This window comes from Streptomyces sp. ISL-94 (genome assembly GCF_018614075.1).
Lineage (GTDB): Bacteria > Actinomycetota > Actinomycetes > Streptomycetales > Streptomycetaceae > Streptomyces.
On sequence record NZ_JAGGOZ010000038.1, the window covers coordinates 1 to 21059 of the forward strand.

Sequence of the window (21059 nt, forward strand, 5' to 3'; positions counted from 1 at the left end):
ATTTGGGGCTGCGCCCCGCGCCTCAAGCGCCGGCGGGGCTGGAATCGGCCGGTGTTCCTGTGTGGCTTGCGGCCCATCGGGCAGTGGTGCTGGCAGCGCGGCTCAGCCAAAACCAGCCTCGCCGGCGTTTGAGGCGCGGGGTCTGGGGCGGAGCCCCAGCAGCGGCGCCGCACCGGCGATTGAGGCGCAGGGGGCTGGGGTCCTGCCCCAGCAGCGGCCGCGCCGCACCGGCACGTCCAGCCCCGCCGGCGATTGAGGCGCGGGGCCAGGGGCGCCGGGCCGCGGCGGCGGCTACGCGTCCAGGTGCCCGGTGTCGTTCCAGCGCTCCAGCGCCGGGGCCCCGTACGCCCAGCCCAGAACCGAGAGCGACGCGGGGTCGAGGCGGATCCGGGCCCCGAAGGAGGCCTCGAAGCCGAGCCAGCGCGCCGCCAGCGTCCGCAGGATGTGCCCGTGGGCGAAGACCAGGACGTCCCGCTCCGCCGAGCGGGCCCACGCCACGACCTCGTCCGCGCGCGCCGCGACATCGGCGACGGACTCGCCGCCCGGAACCCCGTCGCGCCAGATCAGCCAGCCGGGCCGGACCGCCTGGATCTCGGCCGGGGTCATGCCCTCGTAGTCCCCGTAGTCCCACTCCATCAGCGCGTGCCACTCATCCGCCTGCGCCCCGAAGCCCGCCAGGTCACAGCTCTCGCTCGCGCGCACCAGCGGGCTGGTGCGGACCTCGACGCCCGCCAGGCCCTTCCACGGATCGCGCGCCAGCCGCTCGCCCAGCCGCTTGGCGCCCTGCTTGCCCTCCTCCAGCAGGGGCACATCCGTGCGCCCGGTGTGCTTTCCGAGCTGGGACCACGCCGTCTGGCCGTGGCGGGCCAGCAGGATGCGGGGGGCCATGTAATTTCTCCCGGTCCGTGAGAGTTCGCACGCTTTTACGGTGGTTGAGTCGCCCGTCCATCATCCATCACATGAACGCCAGGCCGTCCCCCGACCGCTTTCCGGGGTAAGTCCACGATTGTCAGTGGCGGATGGGACACTTCCGCCCGTGAGCTCCTATCCGCCCAGCAGCCCCGCGCAGCAGACGGCGCCGCCGACGACACTGCGGCAGCGGCTCGCCGGCCTGCGCGGCCCCGCCGTGCCGCCCCGCCCGCTCGACGCCCGGGCGCTGGCGGCCCTCGCCGCCAACCCCGGCTGCGGCAGACGCGCCCTGCTCGACGGCGCCGGCGTGGACAAGACCGCGCTCGCCTCGGCCCTCGGCTCCCCCGCCTCCTTCGGGCAGTCGCAGTTCGCCATCGTCCGCGGGAACTCCTTCGAGGCCAAGGTCAAGGGCGACGGCGGAGCGGAACTGCTCCGGCTCGTCCAGGGGCACCTCGACCCCGGCGCCGAGCCCCCCGGCCCCGGCGCCCGCGTCCCCGACCTGGCCGCCGCCGGCCCCGAAGGCCGCGCCGCGCGGACCGCGCTCGCCCTGCGCGAGGCCACTGCCGCCGGGCGGGAAGCGGGGGCCTGGACCCTGCTGGACCACCCGATGCTGGCCCTGGAGGTCGCCGGCTCCCCGGCCTACCTGGAGCCGGACGCCGTCGTCGTGCATCCCGACGGCCGCTGGACCGTCGTGGAGATCAAGTCGTTCCCGATGATCGACGGGGCCGCCGACGCCGCGAAGGTGGGCGCCGCCGCCCGCCAGGCCGCCGTCTATGTCCTCGCCTTGGAGAAGACCGCCGAAAAGCTGGCCGGCGCCGAAGTCGGGCACCGCGTGCTGCTGGTCTGCCCGAAGGACTTCTCCAACCTGCCCACCGCCTCGCCCGTCGACATCCGCCGCGAGCGCTCCGTGACCCGGCGCCAGCTGGCGCGGCTGACCCGGGTCGAGGAGCTGGCCGCGGCGCTGCCCGAGGGCCTCAGCTTCGACCCGTCGCGCACCGCCGAGGAACTGGCCGAGGCGGTCGCCGCGGTGGACGCCTCCTACGCCCCCGAGTGCCTGGCCGCCTGCGAGCTGGCCTTCCACTGCCGGGACCGGGCCCGCGCCGCCGACGAGGTGACCGCGCTGGGCCGTTCCGTACGGGGCGAGCTGGGCGCGCTGACCACCGTCGAGGCGGCCCTCGCGGCGGCCGCCGGCCAGGGCCCCGCCGACGATCCCACCGCGGCGGCGCTGCACCACGCGGCCCGGCTGCGCGCCGAGGCGCTGGACCTGGCGGCGGAGGTGGCCCCATGTCCCTCCTGAGCACCCTGGCCCGGCTGGAGGCCCTGAAGGCGGGCCGGGCCCAGCCGCTCGCGACCGTACGGCACCGGCATCTGAGCGAGCGCCCGCTGGTCTTCGTACCGCTGACGACGGCGGGCGAGGCCGGGGCGCCGCTGGGCGCGCTGGTCGGCACGGATCCTCGGGAGCCCCGGCTCCTGGTCGTACCGCAGCCACGCGACCGGGACCTGCGCTGGTCCTTCCTGGCCGGCCTCGCGGACGAGGTCCTGCCGTACGTGGACGCGTACGGCGACGAGGTCGAGCTCGTGGAGCGCAGCGAGGCCGACCCGGAGACGGGCAAGAAGGTCAAGGTCGAGGCCGAACTGTGCCTGGACGCACCGCAGCTGATCGTGCCGAGCCGGGCGGGCATCGAGTACGTACGGCTCCTGGGCCGGTCGATGCGGTTCCGGCGGACGGCCGAGGAGGACCCGGAGAATCCGTATCCGGCGCCCGCGCGGGTGCCGATGCTGGGGCGCTGGTTCACGCATCTCGCCGAGCGCTCCCGGGTGCCCGGGTCCTCGATGCTGCTGGCGGCGACGGACCTGCTGTCCCGGCACTGGGCCACCGGCCAGAGCAATCTGGAGGACCAGCACCTGGGCGCGCTGCTGGCCTGGACAAGCCCGCCGGAGGGCGCGTCCGGCGCGGAGGCGGCCCTGCACGCCGAGCTCGCCCGGGACCGGGACGGCTCGCTGCTGGTCCCGCCCGCCGGCCCGGCCACCGATCCGGCCTTCGACAACAAGCTGCTGGCCCCCGCCGTGTCCCGGTACGACGCCGCCCGCTCCGCGGACCCCCGCAACGAGCGGGTGCTCGCGCGCGCCGAAGCCGACGTACGGTCCCTCGTCGCAGCGCAGATGCGGCCCACCTGGGACGCGGTGTGGCGTTCCCTCGACCTGCTCCGCACCCTGCCGCCCGGCGAGCGGGCCGAGGAGCGCTGGACGCGCGACCGCTGGTCCTACACCGGCCACCGGGACCGCGTACGGGCGGGCGAGCCGCCGCAGCCGCGCCGGGACGACGCGGTGACCGCGGCGCAGAAGCTGGCCACGCGGGAGACCGAGCAGGTACGGCTCGACGCGCAGGAGGCCCTGGACGACCCGCTCGTCATGGCGGGCCGGCGCCTCGCGGGCGAGGCCTTTGCCGGCGAGGTCACCGAGGTGGTGATGGAGTGGACGGAGTCCAAGCGCCCGAGTCCGCGCCCGCTGGTGACGGTGGCGACCGAGGACCGGCCGCAGCTCGCGGAGGGCGGCGGCGGGAAGGTCTACCGCTCGCTGGACGGGCGGCCGCAGAGCGCGCAGTTCGTGCGCGTCGAGGAGGACGGAGGGCTGGTGCTGCGCCTGCTGGACAAGATGGGCCGCGGCCGGGACCCGGAGCCCGGCTCGGTGCCGGAGAAGGGCGACCGGGTGTGCTGGACGCTGTTCGAGCACGACGCGCGCGGCGGCCCGAAGCTCCCGGACCGGGAGCAGACCCCGTGGACGCACGGGGGCCCGCCCGGATCCGCCACCGCCGCCGTCCCGCTGCCCGACGCCGTGACCGACGAGGACATCCTGTGACCGCGCCCTTCGACCCGTCGGCCGCGGCCGCCGAGGCGACCGCCGCCATCCTTCGCGACACGCTGTACGGGACCGAGCGGGGCGTGGTCGTCGACTCCCCGCCCGGGGCCGGCAAGTCCACCCTCGTCGTGCGGGCGGCCCGCGAGCTGGCCGCGGCCGGGCGCCGGCTGATGGTGGTCGCGCAGACCAACGCGCAGGTCGACGACCTGGTGCTGCGGCTCGCCGACAAGGACCCCGGGCTGAAGGTCGGCCGGCTGCACAGCAGCGAGGGAGACTCGTACGACCCGGCGCTGCGCGAGCTGCCCTCGGTCACCCTCTCGGCCAAGCCGGGCGACCTCGCGGAGCTTCCGATCACCCTCTCCACGGCGGCGAAATGGGCCTTCGTCAAGGACGCCGAGCCGTGGGAGCACGCCATCGTCGACGAGGCCTACCAGATGCGCTCCGACGCGCTGCTGGCCGTGGCGGGGCTGTTCGAGCGGGCGCTGTTCGTGGGCGACCCGGGGCAGCTGGACCCCTTCAGCGTGGTCGGCGCGGAGCAGTGGGCGGGCCTGTCCTACGACCCCTCCGCCTCGGCGGTGAGCACCCTGCTCGCCCACAACCCGCAGCTGCCGCAGCACCGGCTGCCCGTGTCCTGGCGGCTCCCGGCGACGGCGGCGCCGCTGGTCTCCCGCGCGTTCTACCCGTACACGCAGTTCCGCAGCGGTACGGGCCCGGGCGAGCGGCGGCTGTCGTACGGGGTCCCCTCGGACGGGTCGGGCCCCGACCGGGTGCTGGACGAGGCCGCCGAGTCGGGCTGGGGCCTGCTGGAGCTGCCCGCGCGGCACACCCCGCGCACCGACCCGGAGGCGGTGCACGCGGTGGCCCTGGTGGTCCGCCGCGCCCTGGACCGCGGGGCGGTGACCTCCGACGAGCAGTCGCCGGACCCGGCCGCGCTGACCGCCGACCGCATCGCCGTCGGCACCGCCCACCGCGACCAGGCGGCCGCGGTCCGCGCGGCCCTGACCGCCCTCGGCGTCACCGGCGTCACGGTGGACACCGCGAACCGGCTCCAGGGCCGCGAGTACGACCTCACCGTGATCCTGCACCCGCTGTCGGGCCGCCCGGACGCGACGGCCTTCCACCTGGAGACGGGCCGCCTGTGCGTCCTGGCCTCCCGGCACCGGCACGCGTGCGTGGTGGTGGCCCGGGCGGGCATCGCGGAACTCCTGGACGACCACCCCTCGACGGAGCCGGTCCAGCTGGGCGTGACGGTGAAGTTCCCAGACGGCTGGGAGGCGAACCACGCGGTGCGGGCCCACCTCGCTGACCATCGCGTGGCCTGGCGGCCCTAGGGGAGCGCCGGACGTACTGCTCGCGCACCTGCGCGATCTGTCGCCGCCCGCTTGAGGCCCCCGCGGCCTTGGCGCCGCTACTGCTTGCGGGCGATGCCCATGCGGACGCGGAGGGCCTCGCCCACCTCGGCCATCATGCGGAGCTGCTCCGGCGTGAGGACGTCGATCAGGTGGCGGCGTACGGACTCCACGTGGAGCGGTGCCGCCTCCGTGATCACGTCGACGCCGGCCTCGGTGAGGACCACCTCCGCGCCGCGGCCGTCTTCGGCGACCTCCTCGCGGCGGACGACGCCGCGCTGTTCCATGCGGGTGAGCTGGTGGGACAGCCGACTGCGTGACCACTGCATCAGGGTGGCCAGCGCGCTGATCCGCATGCGGTGGCCGTCCGTGGAGCCGAGGACCGACAGGACGTCGTAGTCGGCCTCCGAGAGTCCGCTGTCCTGGTTGAGGTCGCGCGCGATCCCCGCGTTGACCAGGGGGAACATGCGCCGCCACGCGTACCACGCGGCCTGTTCGGGCTCGGTGAGCCAGCGGGGCTCGGGTGCGGGGGCCATGCCCTCCACTGTAGCCAGATCGGTGATATATCACCTACCTGGTTGACACGTCACCCATATCCCGCTTCCATAGGTGACACATCAACAACCGACCGCCGCGACCGGGAGTCCACTCCATGACCCGCCTGCACGTCATCTCCGCCGCCACCCGCCCCACCTCCTCCGGCCGCCCCCTCGCCCAGTGGGTCACCGAACAGGCCCGCCTGCGCGGCGGCTTCGACGTCACCGCCGTCGACCTCGCCGAGATCGCACTGCCCTTCCTGGACGAACCGGAATACGCGTCCACCGGGAACTACGCCCACCAGCACACCCGCGACTGGAGTGCCCTCGTCGACTCGGCCGACGCCTTCCTCTTCGTCATGCCGATGTACAACGGCGGATTCACCGCTCCCTTCAAGAACGCCATCGACTTCCTCTACAACGAGTGGAAGGGCAAGCCGGTCGGCCTCGTCAGCTACAGCGCCGGCCCCACCGGCGGCGCGCCGGCCGCCGAGATGCTGCTGCCGGTCCTGACCCGGCTCGGGATGCTGCCCGCCGAGCGGTCCGTCGCCGTCCCGGGCATCCCCAAGCTGATCGGCCCCGAGGGGTTCGAGGCTCCCGAGGGGCTCGCCGGCGAGCTGGCCGGCGTGCTCGACGACGTGGCGGAGCTGGCCGCGGTGCGCGCCGCGGAGGCCGTCACGGTCTGACGTAGCGGAAAGGGCGTCCATGTCGGCCCGCAAGCGCGGTCACGCGCTCGCCCGGCGGGCCGTCGGACAGGACGCGACCCCTCCGTGCCCGGCGATACCGGTCGGTATTCCGGTGCAGACGGTGGCGTCGGCCGATCACCTGCTCGACTCCCCCGCCACTGAGCCGTTCGGTCTCCTCATGCGTCTCATCGGGCATACGGGTGTTCCAGCCGAGCGGTGTGCGGTCTTGCGCGGCGTTGGACAATGGACGGTGGCCCGGAAGCATTTCGCACGTCAGCAGGAGGACACGCATGGCAGAGCCCGAGCGGACCGAGCGGAGGCTGCGGCCCGCGCCCCTGCTCTTCGAGCCATCGGAGGCCGCCACGGACCCGGAGCACTTCTTCGACCTGGAGTCGATCGAGGACCCGCTGGAGCTCCTGGTCCGGGCGACCGAGCTGACGGTGGCCTTCCGGGCCGCGCAGGAGCGGGCGGTGGAGTACCAGGCGCTGGCGGCTGCGCAGCTGGCGGATCCGCGGCGGTTCGACCGGTTGTCGCCGGGGACGATCGCCGAGCGGGCCGAATGGACCGAGGACTACGCCCGGAAAATGATCGAATTCGGCGAGTCCCTCCAGCGGGATGCGGGCCCGGACGCCGACTAGGCCTGTCTCTTTGACCGGCCGTTGACAGGTCTTATCGGTTTGCCGCCGGCCAGCCCGTTCGGATGGGAAGCTCGCATGCCAAGGGGCAGCAAGGTCGGGCTCAGCGCCCGGCACGAGGACGACATCCCGGTCCTGGTGGGCGAGTTCCTGGACGAGGTGCTGCTCGGGCTCCTCGTCCAGGACTGGAAGCCGGACTCGGGCGCCTAGGCTCCTGCCCGGGCCGGGCCGCCTTGCGCAGCGACTGGCATATGCGGGGCGCAACATACCCCACCCCCACCCGCCCTGTCCCGATTTCCCGTAACTCGCGGAAACCGGAACGTTACGCCGGGTACACCTGGCGTTATGACGACCTGCCCCGCCCTCGATGTGCGCCCCGCGCCCGCCACCCACGTCACCCCGCAGGGCGCCGCCTGGCTCGCCTCCGCCTCCGCGCACCCGCAGAACACCCTCGCGCGGTGGCAGGCGCAGCCGGCCTCGCTCGCCGTGCTCCCCTGCGGGAACGCCTTCGACGTCGTCAACGTCCCGCTCGTCCTCGGGCGGCGGCTTCTGGACCTGCTCTGGGCCGAAGGCCCCGGTACCGGCCCGGTCGCCGTGCACCGCGGCCGGATGCTGCTCTTCGCCGCCACCGGCACCGCCCACCGGCTGCCCGCGCTGCTCGCGTGGGAGGAGTGGGGAGGTTCCCGTACCGCCCCGGCGCCCCTGTGCCACGGGCTCGGCGACGCCGTCACCGTGCCGCCGCTGGCCGGCACGGAGGGCCCGTCCCGCTGGCTGGTGGCCCCCGACGCCCGCACGCCCTGGCTGCCCGGTCCCGAGGCCCTGCTGTGGGCGTTCGTCCGAGCCGCCCGAGCTGCGGATATCGATTTTTCCTTCCGCCGATCGGGATGCTAATGTCTACGACGTCAGCAAGCGCCGCTAGCTCAGTTGGTTAGAGCAGCTGACTCTTAATCAGCGGGTCCGGGGTTCGAGTCCCTGGCGGCGCACAGACAGAAGAAGGCCTCCACTCCTCAGAGTGGAGGCCTTCTTCATGTCCGGGTCCGGGGCACCGTCCGCGCACCGCCCCCGCCTACGTCGTGATCTTCACCGTGTACGCACCCGACTGCGTCCGGTCCGCCACCTCGATGGTGATCCGCTCCCCCGGCACGGTGAACGTCTCGCCCACCTCCAGCGGCGCGTCCGCGAGCGGCGGGTACACCGAGCGGTCCCAGCACGCCTCCGTCGCCGGATGCGCGTCCAGCACCTCGATCGGGCCGCCGCCCGAGGCCGCCTCGTTGCGCACCCGGTAGACCAGGACCCCTTCCGTGCAGGTGTCCCCGTCGTTGCCGGCGGAGCCCCGCGCCTCCACGGCGATCGCGCTGCCGGGGCCCGTACGGATCACGGCAAGCCGGGTGCCTCCCGTGCCGCCGTTCGGCGGGGTCTGCGCCAGCGGCTGGAGGGTGTGCAGCGAGGAGCCCGACTGCACGCAGTCCACCTGGCCGGCGTCCAGCCAGCCCAGCTTCCACTTGTGCCAGGCGAAGAGGTCCGGGGCCATCCCGAACTGGCTGCCCATGACGTCCCAGTCCCCGACGTACGTGTCCCAGTCGCCCTTGCCGTCCGTCGGCCGGTGGTAGAGGTCGGGCAGGTCGAAGACGTGCCCGGTCTCGTGGGCGAGCACGTTCCGGTCCGGCGGGTGCCGTTCGAAGACGGTGACGATCCGCCGCAGGTCGGTGCCGTCGGCGCGGATCGGGCGGTCGAAGTTGACGACCTTCGTGGCATCGGAATCCACGCCCGGCGCGTCCGGGTCGGCCACGAAGTAGACGACGTCGTACTTGCTGAAGTCCACGTCGGCGTCGGCGGTGGTGACCGCGTCGCGCAGGTACGCCGCCCGGTCCTCGGGGGCCCAGTCGCGCTGTATCCCGTATGCGGTGGACGGCTTGGGCATCCGGACCCACTGCTTCTGCGGGTGCGGGGCCAGGCGGAACCGCCCGTACGAGGCCCGCTCGAAGAAGTCGCTGGTGGCGGGGAAGTAGTCGCCCGCGATCTCGGCGGGGGTGAGGGTGGTGCGGTGGTCGGGGAAGGAGAGGAAGACCATGACCGCGTCGAGGGTGCGCTCGGGCCGCGGGTAGGCGCCGTTCCAGGTGTCGAGGCCGAGGGAGTGGTGCGCCGCCGTGCGGGTCAGCGCGCACGGCCCGGCTCCGGAATCGGCCACGGCGGGCCCCGCGACGAGCGACGTGGCGGCGAGCGCCGTCAGGGAGGTGAGCGCTGCCGCCGTACTTCGGATGCGGGAGCGTTCCACTCCCCCGGGTGTCTGCTGTCGCGGCACATCGACCTCCGGTGGTGGATTCGTACCTGTTCATCCACCTTGAGGCGATTGTCTTACTGATGCCCTGTTCCGCTGCCCCACATGAGTGAGCAATAGGGCAAGCCGGTGACCCCCGGACTTCACGCCCCTGCCTACAGAACGTCACGACCGATCACCTGAGATCAGCAGAGGTCGCCGCATGCTCACAGCCGCGCAGAAACGATCACGCGGTCTTCGGCCGTCGATCCGTCATCACGCCGAACTCCCGGCTCCCGCGCGGCGGCGCCGCTGGATAGGGCCTCCCGGCAGCCTCTATGATCGGCACACTTTCCTGCACGGACACTCACGAGCACTGCGGGAGCCAACGGTGAGCGGAACCTCAGAAGGAACCGGTTCGGCGGCCGACAGCATCCGATCGGCCATTACGGAGCGTCACCCAGCAGTGCCGGCGGCGGCATCCCTGTCGCGCGCCGAATCCGATCTGCGCGACTACAGGGCCGCCTTCAACGCGGCCCACCTCGCCATGGCCGTCGTCGACCGCGACGGTTATGTCGTCGCCGCCAACCAGGCGTTCGCCGGACTGCTGGGCGCCGAGCCGCCCACACTGGTCCACCGGTGCGCCGCCGACCTGGTGGACCTGGCCGCGGAGGCCCGCACCTGGGCCGCGTACCAGGAGGTGCTGCGCGGGCGCCAGGCCCGGCTGCGCTGCACCCGGCGCCTCAAACACCCCGACGGGCATTCCCTGTGGACCGAGGTCACGCTCGGGCCGGTGCCCGGGACCAGTGAAGTCCTGCTGTCGGTCGCCGACATCAGCGACCGGCGCGACCTCCAGGCCCGGCTGCGCCACCTCCAGATGCACGACCCGGTGACCCGGCTGCCCAACCGGGCGCTGTTCTTCGAGCGGCTCTCGGCCGCCTTGGAGGCGTCCTCGTACGAGCACGGCGGCGGCACCGGCCGGATCGGGCTGTGCTACCTGGACCTCGACGGGTTCAAGGCGGTCAACGACACCCTCGGCCACCGGGTCGGCGACCGGCTGCTGGCGGCCGTCGCGGCCCGGCTGACCCACTGCGCCGACCAGTCCGGATACGGGCGCACGGGCGGCCACTTGGTGGCGCGGCTCGGCGGCGACGAATTCGCCCTGCTGGTCGAGGACTCCACCGGCACCGAGCAGCTCGCGGACCTGGCGCGGAGCGTACTGGCCGCCGTACAGGAGCCGTTCGACCTGGCTGGGCAGCGGCTGTCGGTCTCCGCGTCGATCGGGGTGGTGGAACGGGCCGTGGCCGGAACCTCGGCGACCTGCCTGATGCAGGCCGCCGACACGACCCTGTACTGGGCCAAGGCGGACGGCAAGGCCCGCTGGACCCTCTTCGACCCGGAGCGCAACGCGCACCGCATGACCCGGCAGGCGCTCTCCTCCACGCTGCGGCCGGCCGTGGAGCGCGGCGAGTTCGAGCTGGAGTACCAGCCGCTGGTGGACCTGGAGAGCGGAGCCCTGCGCGGGGTCGAGGCGCTGGTGCGCTGGAACCATCCGCAGTTCGGCACGTTGACGCCGAATCGGTTCATCGGGATCGCCGAAGAAGACGGCTCCATCGTGCAGTTGGGGCAGTGGGTGCTGCGCACGGCCTGCCGGCAGGCGCGGCGCTGGCAGATCGAGCAGCCCAGCGACTCCCCTGTCTTCGTGTCCGTGAACGTCGCGGTGCGGCAGGTGTGGGACTCGGACCTGGTGGGCGATGTCGCGGAGATCCTGGCCGAGACGGGGCTGGCTCCGCAGCTGCTCCAGCTGGAGCTGACCGAGTCGGCCGTGATGGGCTCGGCGGGGCGGCCGCTCCAGGCCCTCCAGTCGCTGAGCGACATGGGCGTGCGGATCGCGATCGACGATTTCGGCACCGGGTACTCGAACCTCGCCTACCTCAGCCGGCTGCCGGTCTCGGTACTGAAGCTGGACGGCTCCTTCGTGCGGGGCTTCCGCTACGAGGAGGGCACGCACCCGAACCCGGCGGACGAGACCATCGTCGAAGCGCTGGTGCAGCTCGCGCACCGGCTGGGGCTGACGGTGACGGCGGAATGCGTGGAGACCGCCGGGCAGGCGGCCCGTCTGCGGCGCGTCGGCTGCGACACCGGGCAGGGGTGGCTGTACTCCCGGGCGGTGGCACCGGATGTGATCGCCCGCATGATCGGCCGCAAGGTCGCGGCGGCTGTCACTGCCGCTGCCGCTGCCGCTGCCGGGACACCGGAGCCGGCCCCCGCTGCGGCATCCGCGTCCTCCGCCTCAGAGCAGGACGGGCCTGCTCAGCACCCCCTCGTCTGAGCGGAGGGGCGGGGCAGGCCACCGGTCGCGCCGACACGGCCGCCCCCGGCCTCTGACGAGGACGGGGGCGGCCGGCGCTCGGCGCGGGGTGGGGGGAGATCAGCAGGCGCCGAGGTCCTTCCAGACACCCCATTCACCGGTGGTCCCCGGCGTCTCGTTCTGCGTCCACCACTGGGCCTTCCACTTGTGTCCGTTGTGGGAGACCTCGTTGCCGGCCGTGTAGACCGTGCCCGCGACGTACGCCGGGACCGAACCGCAGCCGGTGGTCGGCGGGGTCGTCGTCGGAGGCGTCGTGGTCGGCGGGGTGGTCGTCGGAGGCGTGGTGACCGGCGGCTGCGTGGCTCCGCCGAGGGCGTCCGAGATCTGGTTCAGGAGCGTGGTGTTGGCGTCCAGGCCCAGCAGGGAGTACATCATCGCGCCGGCCAGGCCGCGGCTCTTGCCGTAGTCCACCCGGGCCTGGATGGACTTCTGGTTCAGGCCGGTGAAGAACTCGCCGTCCTTGTAGAAGTACGAGGCCTTGGCCTGGTCGTCCCAGAAGGTCGTCGCCGGGTTGTCGACGATCCCGCCGAGCTCCTTGTACATCGCGATGCCGGCCTGCTGGCTGGTGGGCCGGGCGCCCGAGGCGCCGGTGGCGGTCTGGGCGAGGCCGTTGGCGGTGCCCGCCGGGACACCCTTCCAGCCGCGGTAGTAGAACTCGTAGCCCAGGGTCAGCTTGTTGGCGGGGAAGCCGCCCGCGATGCCGTAGGCGGCGTTGCCGTCGATCCAGGAGTCGATCGCGTTGTCGACGCTGTACTTCTCGGTGCCCGGCGCGATCGGGTCGGTCGGGTCGGCCGCCGAGGGCTGGAGCGGGGACTGGTGGTACGTCGGCCCGTCACCGTCCCAGGCGCCGTGCATGTCGTACGTCATGATGTTCGCGTAGTCGAGGTACGCGCCGATCTTGTCCGTCTCGATGTACTTGATCTTGTCCTGGCCGGCCGGGAGGGCGGAGGTCAGCAGGTACTTCTTGCCGCCGTTGGCCGCGCCGTAGGCGTCGAGCTGAGTGCGGAACTCCTTGAGCAGGAGCGTGAAGTTCTGCTTGTCCTCGGGGGCGTAGTGGTTGCCCAGGTGGCCGCCGGACGAGCCGGGGTACTCCCAGTCGATGTCGATGCCGTCGAAGATGCCGGCCGCGCTGCCCGCGCCGCCGTATCCGCCCTCGACCGGCAGGTTGCCCTTGATGTACTGGTCGATGCAGGAGGACACGAGCTTCTTGCGGGAGGCGTCGGTCTTCGCCGCGTCGCTGAAGTACTTCGAGTAGGTCCAGCCGCCCAGCGAGATGTTGATCTTCAGGTGCGGGTACTTGGCCTTCAGCTGCTTGAATTGGTTGAAGACGCCGACGATCGGCTGGTCCCACTTGTCGGCGACCCCGCTGACGCTGTCGGCCGCGCTGAAGGACTTCTGGTAGTCGGCGTACGAGTCGCCCGCGCCGTCACCGGCGCTGGGGTTGTTGTCGTCGCCCGCCGCCTTGTTCGCCTCGAAACAGGTGAGGTTGGTGGGGTGGATGTTGCCGAACGAGTAATTGATGACGTCCAGCTTGCCCGCTATGCCGCGGGTGTCGAGGTGCTTGGGGTAAAAGGCGTTCCCGTACACGCTCCACTGGTCGTAGTAGGCGATACGGACGCCGCCGGCCGCGGCGGTCACCGAGGCGTCGGCGGCCTGGGCGGTGCCGAGCCCCGCGAAGGAGGCCAGCGCTCCGGCGGCCAGCGCGGCGGTGGCGGCCGCCGCGATGAGAGGTTTACGGATGTGCATGAACTGCCTCCGGGGGGTGGGAGGGGAGAGCAAGAAGTCCGGGTGGGAGAAGTGATAGCGATCACGGCCACCCCCAGTCAATGGTTTGGACCAAAGAAGGACTAGACCACTGCTGGCACAAACGCCCTCGTCAGAGACCTGAGCGCACATCAGAAACCGCCCGCCACCCCGGGTGACGAGCGGTTTAAGGGTGCCCTAAGACCGCCTGCGGCAAGGTTTCGGCAACAAACCAGCCAAACCCCGTTCGCATCCGGTCAACCGGTGGCGGGTGCCTCCAACGGCAGGCCGTACGCATCTGCGATGAGCCCGTAGGAGTGCAATCTGGCGGCGCCGCTGTGGGCGTTGGCGGTCAGCATCAGCTCATCCGCGCCCGTCCGCTTGGCGAGGTCGTCGAGTCCGCTGCGCACCTCGTCGGCAGTGCCGTGGACGATGTTCGCGAGCCAGCCGTCCACGAACTCCCGCTCCAGCGGGGAGAAGGCGTACGCCGCCGCCTCCTCGGGCGTCGGGACCAGCCCGGGCCGGCCGCTGCGCAGCCGCAGCATCGACAGCGCGCCCGTGAGCACCTGGGCGCGGGCCTGCGCGTCGGTGTCCGCGGCGAGCGCCGAGACCCCGATGAGGGCGTAGGGGGCGTCCAGGACGGCCGAGGGGCGGAAGCTCTGCCGGTAGAGGTCGAGTGCGGGCAGGGTGCCGGCCGCCGAGAAGTGGTGGGCGTAGGCGAAGGGCAGCCCGAGCTCGCCGGCGAGGCGGGCGCTGAAGCCGGAGGAGCCGAGCAGCCACAGCGGCGGCCGCCCGGCGGGCCCCTGCACCGGACCCGGTACGGCGTGCACGCGGGCGTACGGGTGCCCGTCGGGGAAGTCGTCGTCGAGGAAGCGGGTCAGCTCCGCGAGCTGCCGGGGGAACGCCTCCGCGGCCTCGTCCAGCCGCCCGGGCCCGCGCAGCGCGGCGGCCGTGCGCCCGTCGGTGCCCGGCGCCCGGCCGAGCCCGAGGTCGATCCGCCCCGGGGCGAGCGCCTCCAGGGTGCCGAACTGCTCGGCGATGGCGAGCGGGGCGTGGTTGGGCAGCATGACCCCGCCCGAGCCGAGCCGGATGCGGGAGGTGTGCGCGGCGAGGTGGGCGAGGATCACGGCCGGGGAGGAGCTGGCGACCCCGGGCATCGAGTGGTGCTCGGCGACCCAGTGGCGGTGGTAGCCGCGGGACTCGGCGAGCCGGGCTATGTCCACGCTCGTGCGCAGGGAGGCGTGGGCGGTGCTGCCGGCGCCCACCGTGACGAGGTCCAGGACCGAGAGCGGTACGGGTGCCCGGCCCCTCGCGGTGCCGCGGATCCCGTCGCGGCCTTCCTGCCGACGCCCGTCCCCGGTGTCACTCATCGTCGCTCCCGTCTCGGTTCCCGTCCGTACGGAGACTTCGAACCGTGCGCGGGGCCCGGGCATTCCCGGCAACACCGGGGCAGTACTCATGACCGTGGCATATGCCAGGGGAGTAGGTCCTGGCAGAGTGACATGATTGAGCCATCAATCTCCTCAACAGGCGCTCCACATGGGCCTCTTGATGGCTATCGTGGTAGGGCAAGCGGTAACAACCTGCTAGGGGGAAACCGTGGCGCTGAAGCCCGAGCCGACCGCGCCGTTCCACTCGGTGCAGTACGCACTACGCGTACTCGAAACGATCGCACGGCACACCGGCGGTGTGACCGATGTGCAGATCGCGCGTGAGACCGGCCTGCCCGCAGTCCATCTCGCCCCGATGCTGCTCATGCTGCGCCGGGAGGGATATGTCCTGCAGGTGTCCGACGGCGCCTACGCCATAGGGGATTCCCTCGTCCTGCTCGGCTCCGGCGTCGACCGGCAGCAAGCCCTGACCGACAAGCTCCAGGAGACCCTGGACCGGCTGCGGGACTCGGTCGGCGCGGCCGTCTACATCAGCCGGTACGTGGACGGCGAGGTCAGAATCACGCAGTTCGCGGACAGCCCGCGGACGCCCAAGGTGCACGAGTGGGTCGACTTCCGCTCTGCCGCGCACGCCAGCGCGGTCGGCAAGTGCCTGCTCACCCAGCTCGACCTGAACGGGCGGCGCGACCACCTGTCCCGCCACAAGATCGCCCGGCTCACGTCGAAGACGATCGTGAACGAGCGGATCCTGTTCTCCAAGCTGGATTCCCAGCCGGCCACCGTGCCGGTGCTGGACCTCCAGGAGTACGCCGTGGGCACGGTCTGCGCGGCGGTGCCGATCACGGCCGGGGCGTCGGTGGGCTGCCTGGCGCTGTCGATGCCGGTCGAGCACGCGCACCGGCTGCGGGCCGCGGCCGACACGCTGAACCGGAAGGCCGCGCCGCTGCTGCTGTCGCTCACGCTGTGAGGCGGCGAGCGTACGGGGTGGCCGGGAGGGGCGGCCACACGGCCGGACGGCCGGGAAAACACTTCGGGCGGTTCCCGATGAACCGGAAACCGCCCGAAGGACAGGTGCGCCGCCAGGGACTCGAACCCCGGACCCGCTGATTAAGAGTCAGCTGCTCTAACCAACTGAGCTAGCGGCGCCTGCTGACAGAGAAAATACTACCTGGTCCTCAGGGGTGCTCAAAACCATTACCCGCGGAGGTACGCGAGGACCGCCAGGACCCGGCGTTTGAGGCGCGGGGGTGCGGGGCGGAGCCGGCCCCGCAACGGCGGCGCGCCGGTCAGCCGTCGTCCAGGCTCGTCGGCGGTTGAGGTGCGGGAGGCCCCGGCGGCGGGGTCAGGAGGTGTGTACGGCCCTGGGAATCGTAGGTGGCGAGGAGGGTGGACAGGGTCTCGGTGTCCAGCGGGCGGTAGCGGCCGGACGGGGCGCGGTACCAGACCGGGTCGGGACTGGGGGGCTGGGGGAGGAAGGCCTCGCGGCGCAGGGCCACGCGGTGGACCTTGTTGGTGGCCGTGACCGGCATGGCCGGGACCACGCGGACGTAGCGCGGGCTCATCTTCGTGCCGAGGTCGGGCTGGGCGGCGAGGAAGGCCTCGAAGGCAGCGGGCGAGAACTCGGCTCCCTCCCGCAGGGCGAGGGCCGCCATCACCTGGTCGCCCGCGACCTCATCCGGGACGGCGTACACCGCGACTGCCGCCGCGTCGGACCAGCGGGCCAGGATGTTCTCGATCACCGCGGCCGCCAGATTCTCGCTGTCGACCCGGAGGCGGTCGTCCGTGCGGCCCGCGAAGTAGAGGAATCCGTCGGCGTCCCGGAAGAAGAGGTCTCCCGTCCAGTACCAGCCGTCCCGGGTCCGGGCGGCCTCCGCGTCGGGGTTGCGCCAGTACCCCTCGAAGAGGCTGCGGCCCCGGTTGACCAGTTCGCCGATGGCCGAGGAACCGTTCAGCAGGCGGCCCTCCGGGTCGAGGACCGCGGGCGGGCATTCGGAGCCCGTCTCCGGGTCGATCACCGCCAGGTCGTCCCCGGCGCCCGCCCGGCCCAGGGCGCCCGGCGGGGTGTCGGGGGTGCGCTGGACCGAGGCCCCGCCCTCGGTGGCGCCGTAGCCCTCCACCAGCCGGACCCCGAACCGCTCGGCGAAGCGGGCCGCGTCCACCGCCCCGGCCTCGGTGCCGAAGCCGAGCCGCAGGGTGTGCGCGCGGTCGTCGGGGCGGGGCTCGGTGGCCAGGAGGTACTGGATCGCCCGCCCGACGTACGTGAAATACGTGGCCCGGTAGGCCCGAACGTCGTCCAGGAACGCGGAGGCCGAGAAGCGGCGGCGCAGCGCCACCGCGGCCCCGCCGGCGAGCGCCGGGAGCCAGTCGGCGATGACGGCGTTGCCGTGGAAGAGCGGCATGCAGATGTAGTGGACGTCGTCCGGGCCCACCGAGAACTGGCGGGCCAGCGCCGAGCCCGCCGCCGCCAGCCGGCCCTGGGTGCAGAGGGCGGCCTTGGGGGCGCCGGTGGAGCCGGAGGTGAAGTAGAGCAGCAGCCGGGAGGCCGGGCCGGGGCTGCCCAGCACGGCCGCGCCCGGCTTGGCGGCGGCGTACGGGGCGAGCAGGGCCTCGTACTCCTCGGTGCCCGTGACCAGGATCCGTACGCCCGGCAGGTCGAGGCCGCGCAGCAGCGGGAGGTGGACGCGCTCGGTGACGAGGATCCGGCAGTCGGTGTGCAGGATGTCGCGGGCCAGCTCGGGGCCGCGCCGGGTGGGGTTGATCCCGGCGACGGCGGCCCCGGCGAGGGCCGCCGCGCCGAGCCAGAAGGGGAACTCGGGGGTGTTGTCCAGAAGCACCCCGAGGTGGGGTTCGGCCCCCGGCGGCATGAGGTCGACGAGGAGCGCGGCGCGTGCCGCGGCCTCCTGGGCGGTCCGGTGGTGGGTGAGGACGTGCCGTTCGGCGTCCCCGTACATCAGCCCGGGCCGGTGGTCGCCCCATTGGCGCGCGATGAGCTCCGCGACGGTTTCGGGTGCAGTCGTCGTCCGCATGCCGCCGGAGGGTAGCTGGCGTTGCGTCAGAATTGAACGTCGGAGCAGGCGTAGAAGGCGTTCGCCGTGTCGTTGATGGTCCAGACGGCCAGGATCATGTGACGGCCGGACTTCCCGCTCGGCATGGCGCCCTGGTGGACGGTGGTCATGGCGGGGCGGGCGCCGTTGTAGGCGACGGTGAGGAAGGGCTGGGGGTCGAGGTCGGCGCGGGTGAGGGCCTTGGTGCCGGTCCAGCCGTTCTTGGTGACGTAGTACTTGAAGTCGGTGGTGGAGTGGTTGGCGGTGAACTGCCAGCGGAAGCCGTAGCTCTGACCGCTGGTCGCCTTGGTGGTGGGCCAGGCGCCGCCGCGCGGGTCGTCGAGCTCGGCGAACTGCGGCAGGCCGGCGGAACATATCCTGCCGTCGGCGGGGCCGGCCGCCGGGAAGCCCTTGAGGCCCTCGACGCTCTGCGGCTCCCACTGGATGGAGCCGCAGTTCGAGACGGTCTTGTTGGCGCAAAGCTTCTGGCGGCTGATGGGGGTGTCGGTGTATCCGTGGCTGCTCGCGGTGGGGGCGCTGAGGACGGATACGCCGGCGACGAGGCCCAGGCCGAGCAGGGCGGCGCCGGCTCGTCTGGGCATGCGGAGGCTACGCATGATGCTCCTTGAACGTGGGGGGAGTTCGGGAGAGTGCGCGCACTGCCATTCAGGTCTAGACCAAGTCCCAGATTATTGACGGGAGTTGTCCGTGTCCATACCAAAGGGGGAACGGGTGGTCCGGTCGGTTCCGGCCACCCGTTCCCGTGGTTCCGCCGGCGCTACTCGGAGCGTCCCGTGTAGAAGGCGACGGTGAGGTCCTTCACCAGGGCCTTGCGCTCGTAGTCGTCGAGCTCGACGAGCCCGCGCGAGGTCAGCCGGTGGACGGTGTCGTCGACGGCGTCCACGACCGACGTCAGCACGGTGTCCCGGTGCTTGGCGTCGATCGCCGCGACCCGGCGGCGGCGCATGGCCTGGGCGACCTCGGCCGCGTACTCGATCCGGGTCGGCTGGGCCGAGAACACCTCGATCCCGACGGCCTCGGTCTCCGCCGCCAGCATCCGGGTCAGCGCGTCGCCGACGGCCTCGGCGTCGCGCAGGGTCGGGGCGTCCTCGTGGAAGGCATCGGCGGGGAGCTGGGACAGGACGCGGGCCATGGCGGATTCGACCTGTTCGGCCAGGTACTCCACGTGGTCCTCGACGGCGAGGGTGGCCCGCGCCGTGTCCTTGACCTGCCACACGACTTGTACGACGACCTGGAGGGCGAGCCCGCCGGAGTCCACGGCGGGCATGGGGTCGCTGCGCCAGTGCCGCAGTCGTACGTCGACCCGGCGGCGCAGGAGGAGGGGGCTGACCCAGGTCAGGCCGGTACGGCGGACCGTGCCGCGGTAGCGGCCGAAGAGGGTGAGCACCCAGGCGTGGCCGGTGCGGATGCGGCCGAGGCCGCCGAGGGAGAGGAGGGTGACGATGCCGAGGAAGGCGAGCGGGGGCCAGTGGGTGGCGCGCAGGCCCTGGTAGGCGCGCGGGGGCGCGCCGAAGGCCGCCACGACCGTGGCCGGGACGATCCCCGCGCGCCAGAGCACGGCGGCGCACCCGGCGAGGGCGAGGCCGCCGACGCCGACGCCGATCCAGCCGGGCAGGACCGGGCCGCGGTGCTCGCGGAGCCGCTCGTCACCCGGCGGGACCCGGCGGCCGGGGGCGGGGCGCGCGGTGGCCGGCGTGGCCGCCCGGTGGGCGGGGTCGGCGGGTGGGGTCAGCCGCTTCGGCTCGCCGCGGAAGGGCAGGTGCACCGGCACCTCGGTGACCGCGCTCCCCCGGTACGGGCCGACGTGCGGGACGTCCTGCGCGTGCGCCTGCTTCTGCCCCTCCTCCCGCTCCATCCCGCGCGCCACCGCCTGGACAACGATCTCGGCCACGCCGGGGCCGGGGACGCCGCGGTGCGGGTGCTCCGGCTCGGGGTCCGGCTCCGTTTCGACGGCGAGGTCGGGGCCGAGGTCGGGGGCGAGGTCGGGTCCGAGGTCGGGGCCGAGATCGGGTCCGAGGTCGGGTCCGAGGTCGGGTCCGAAGTCGCCTGTCAGGTCCGGCCAAGGCTCGGGGGCGGGCTCCGGCCCGGCGGGCTCGGGGTCCTGCGGGTGCGGGATCGCCGACTCCCCGTCGGCGGTCCGCAGGCGCGGGCCCGCCTCCTCCTGCGGGTGCGGGATGTCGGCGTACGGGTGCACCGGCTCGGATCCTGCCTGCCCCCGGGCCGCGGGCAGCTCAAGCCCGATCGGCGAGCCGGAGCGAGTGGCCTCCGGCCCGGACTGCGGGAGCTGGGGTTCCGGCTCCGGCTCCGGCTCCGGCCTGACCGCCCGGGCGGGATCCTCCACAAGGAGGGTCGTGGCCGCGGTGGCCCAGCCAATGGAGGTCTCGGCCGCGGCCGTCGGTACCGGCGCGGCGGAAGCCACCTCGAACGCGGCCGGCACGCCCGGCTCGACCGCCTCGCGGGGCGCGCCGACGCCCCACACGGGCGCCGACTCGGCGGCTCGCACCGGGCCCTGGTGTGCCCGCGGGGACGCGAACCCCGCCGGGGCAGGGTCAACGGCCCGGTCCGGGTAGGCGAGCGGGTCCGCGAACTCCGCCGCGGCGGGGGCAGGGGCGATAGGCCGAGTCGGGGCCGCTGCCGCGTACCCGCGCGGGGGCACGGACTCCGACGGGGCCGGCACCGCCGCCCGATCGGAGGCCGGGGCGGGGGCGGCCGCCGGATCAGCGGCCGGATATCCGCGCGGAGGCACGAGCCCGACCCCTGCCGGGGCAGGGGCGCCGGCCCGGTCCGGCGCCGGGACCGCTACCGGGGCCAGCGACTCCGCCGCGGCGGAGTCAGGGGCAACGGGCCGCTCCTCGGGCAGCGGGGCCGCGGGCTCCAGGGGCGCTTGGGCCAAGTCTGCCGGCGGGGACCAGAACCCAGCCGCTGCCGGGGCAGACCCGACGGCCCGCGCCGCAGCCCGTTCCGGGGCCGGGACCACCGACCGGTCCGGGGCCGGGCCCGGAACCGCTGTCGGGGCCGGGTACGCGCGCGGGGGCCCCGACTCCGACGGGGCCGAGGCCACCGCCGGGTCCGGGTATACGCGCGCGGGCGCCGAGTCCGCCGGGGCGGGAGCCGAGGTCGCTCGCGCGGGCACCGAGTCCGCCGGGGCGGGAGCCGAGGTCGCTCGCGCGGGCACCGAGTCCGCCGGGGCGGGCGCCGAGTCCGCCGACCGGTCCCCGTATGCCTGCGCGGGCACCGGGCCCGCCGGGGCAGGAGCCG

At 73.3% G+C, this 21059-nt stretch carries 16 protein-coding genes, 2 tRNA genes and 1 pseudogene; 10 read left to right on the plus strand and 9 right to left on the minus strand.

The window, feature by feature from the left end:
* Positions 1-291: 291 nt before the first annotated feature.
* The gene (locus J7E94_RS14305) at positions 292-888 is read right to left on the minus strand and encodes a histidine phosphatase family protein (RefSeq protein ID WP_215015566.1); all 597 of its coding nucleotides are present in this window, start codon (positions 886-888) and stop codon (positions 292-294) included.
* Between the two features lie 148 nt (positions 889-1036).
* Between J7E94_RS14305 and J7E94_RS14310 the strand changes: the two genes are divergently transcribed.
* Genes J7E94_RS14310 through J7E94_RS14320 form a run of 3 tightly spaced genes read left to right on the plus strand, consistent with a single transcriptional unit; the run spans position 1037 to position 5099 of the window.
* Positions 1037-2206, plus strand: coding sequence for a hypothetical protein (locus J7E94_RS14310; protein ID WP_308345027.1), 1170 nt, complete (start codon positions 1037-1039; stop codon positions 2204-2206).
* The gene (locus tag J7E94_RS14315; protein WP_215015571.1) at positions 2194-3768 is read left to right on the plus strand and encodes a hypothetical protein; all 1575 of its coding nucleotides are present in this window, start codon (positions 2194-2196) and stop codon (positions 3766-3768) included. The genes J7E94_RS14310 and J7E94_RS14315 overlap by 13 nt, the downstream gene beginning before the upstream one ends.
* Entirely contained in the window at positions 3765-5099 is a 1335-nt protein-coding gene (locus tag J7E94_RS14320) for an AAA domain-containing protein (RefSeq protein WP_215015574.1), read from the plus strand. Before J7E94_RS14315 ends, J7E94_RS14320 begins: the two co-directional genes overlap by 4 nt.
* A 77-nt stretch (positions 5100-5176) precedes the next feature.
* Here J7E94_RS14320 and J7E94_RS14325 read toward each other — a convergent pair whose 3' ends face one another.
* The gene (locus tag J7E94_RS14325; protein ID WP_215015576.1) at positions 5177-5653 is read right to left on the minus strand and encodes a MarR family winged helix-turn-helix transcriptional regulator; all 477 of its coding nucleotides are present in this window, start codon (positions 5651-5653) and stop codon (positions 5177-5179) included.
* Positions 5654-5769: 116 nt separating this feature from the next.
* Here J7E94_RS14325 and J7E94_RS14330 point away from each other — a divergent pair, with 116 nt between their 5' ends.
* The 5 genes and pseudogenes from J7E94_RS14330 to J7E94_RS14350 all read left to right on the plus strand — a co-directional run bounded on the left by J7E94_RS14330 (position 5770) and on the right by J7E94_RS14350 (position 7957).
* Entirely contained in the window at positions 5770-6339 is a 570-nt protein-coding gene (locus J7E94_RS14330) for an NADPH-dependent FMN reductase (protein WP_215015578.1), read from the plus strand.
* A 290-nt stretch (positions 6340-6629) separates the two neighbouring features.
* Positions 6630-6977: a hypothetical protein gene (locus tag J7E94_RS14335; protein WP_215015580.1), complete on the plus strand. Its 348-nt coding sequence runs from the start codon at positions 6630-6632 to the stop codon at positions 6975-6977.
* Between the two features lie 75 nt (positions 6978-7052).
* A complete protein-coding gene (locus tag J7E94_RS35385) occupies positions 7053-7184 on the plus strand; it encodes a hypothetical protein (RefSeq protein ID WP_285440757.1) in 132 nt (43 codons plus the stop codon).
* A gap of 135 nt (positions 7185-7319) precedes the next feature.
* Positions 7320-7893 (plus strand): annotated as a pseudogene (locus tag J7E94_RS14345) (bifunctional DNA primase/polymerase).
* Positions 7884-7957, plus strand: a tRNA-Lys gene (locus tag J7E94_RS14350). The pseudogene J7E94_RS14345 and the gene J7E94_RS14350 overlap by 10 nt, the downstream one beginning before the upstream one ends.
* An 83-nt stretch (positions 7958-8040) precedes the next feature.
* Here J7E94_RS14350 and J7E94_RS14355 read toward each other — a convergent pair.
* Complete coding sequence (locus J7E94_RS14355; protein ID WP_215015582.1) at positions 8041-9276, minus strand: M6 family metalloprotease domain-containing protein; 1236 nt, start codon at positions 9274-9276, stop codon at positions 8041-8043.
* A gap of 346 nt (positions 9277-9622) precedes the next feature.
* Here J7E94_RS14355 and J7E94_RS14360 point away from each other — a divergent pair, with 346 nt between their 5' ends.
* Complete coding sequence (locus tag J7E94_RS14360; RefSeq protein WP_308345032.1) at positions 9623-11563, plus strand: EAL domain-containing protein; 1941 nt, start codon at positions 9623-9625, stop codon at positions 11561-11563.
* A gap of 99 nt (positions 11564-11662) precedes the next feature.
* Here the strand turns inward: J7E94_RS14360 and J7E94_RS14365 are convergent, their stop codons facing one another.
* A complete protein-coding gene (locus tag J7E94_RS14365) occupies positions 11663-13348 on the minus strand; it encodes a glycosyl hydrolase family 18 protein (RefSeq protein WP_215015584.1) in 1686 nt (561 codons plus the stop codon).
* A gap of 254 nt (positions 13349-13602) precedes the next feature.
* Complete coding sequence (locus tag J7E94_RS14370; RefSeq protein ID WP_215015586.1) at positions 13603-14715, minus strand: LLM class flavin-dependent oxidoreductase; 1113 nt, start codon at positions 14713-14715, stop codon at positions 13603-13605.
* 229 nt (positions 14716-14944) lie between these two features.
* On the opposite strand from J7E94_RS14370, the gene J7E94_RS14375 reads away from it, so the two are divergent.
* Positions 14945-15703, plus strand: coding sequence for an IclR family transcriptional regulator (locus tag J7E94_RS14375; RefSeq protein WP_215015588.1), 759 nt, complete (start codon positions 14945-14947; stop codon positions 15701-15703).
* Positions 15704-15808: 105 nt separating this feature from the next.
* Here J7E94_RS14375 and J7E94_RS14380 read toward each other — a convergent pair.
* From J7E94_RS14380 to J7E94_RS35660, 4 genes are all read right to left on the minus strand, one after another.
* Positions 15809-15882, minus strand: a tRNA-Lys gene (locus J7E94_RS14380).
* Positions 15883-16022: 140 nt separating this feature from the next.
* Positions 16023-17762 (minus strand): AMP-binding protein, encoded by a 1740-nt coding sequence (locus J7E94_RS14385; RefSeq protein ID WP_215015590.1) that lies wholly within the window; start codon positions 17760-17762, stop codon positions 16023-16025.
* Positions 17763-17788: 26 nt separating this feature from the next.
* Positions 17789-18382 carry a lytic polysaccharide monooxygenase gene (locus J7E94_RS14390; protein WP_215015592.1) on the minus strand — a complete coding sequence of 198 codons (594 nt, stop codon included), beginning with the start codon at positions 18380-18382 and terminating at the stop codon, positions 17789-17791.
* A 176-nt stretch (positions 18383-18558) separates the two neighbouring features.
* Positions 18559-20304, minus strand: a complete 1746-nt coding sequence (locus J7E94_RS35660; RefSeq protein WP_308345038.1) for an SPFH domain-containing protein — start codon at positions 20302-20304, stop codon at positions 18559-18561.
* Positions 20305-21059 lie beyond the last annotated feature (755 nt).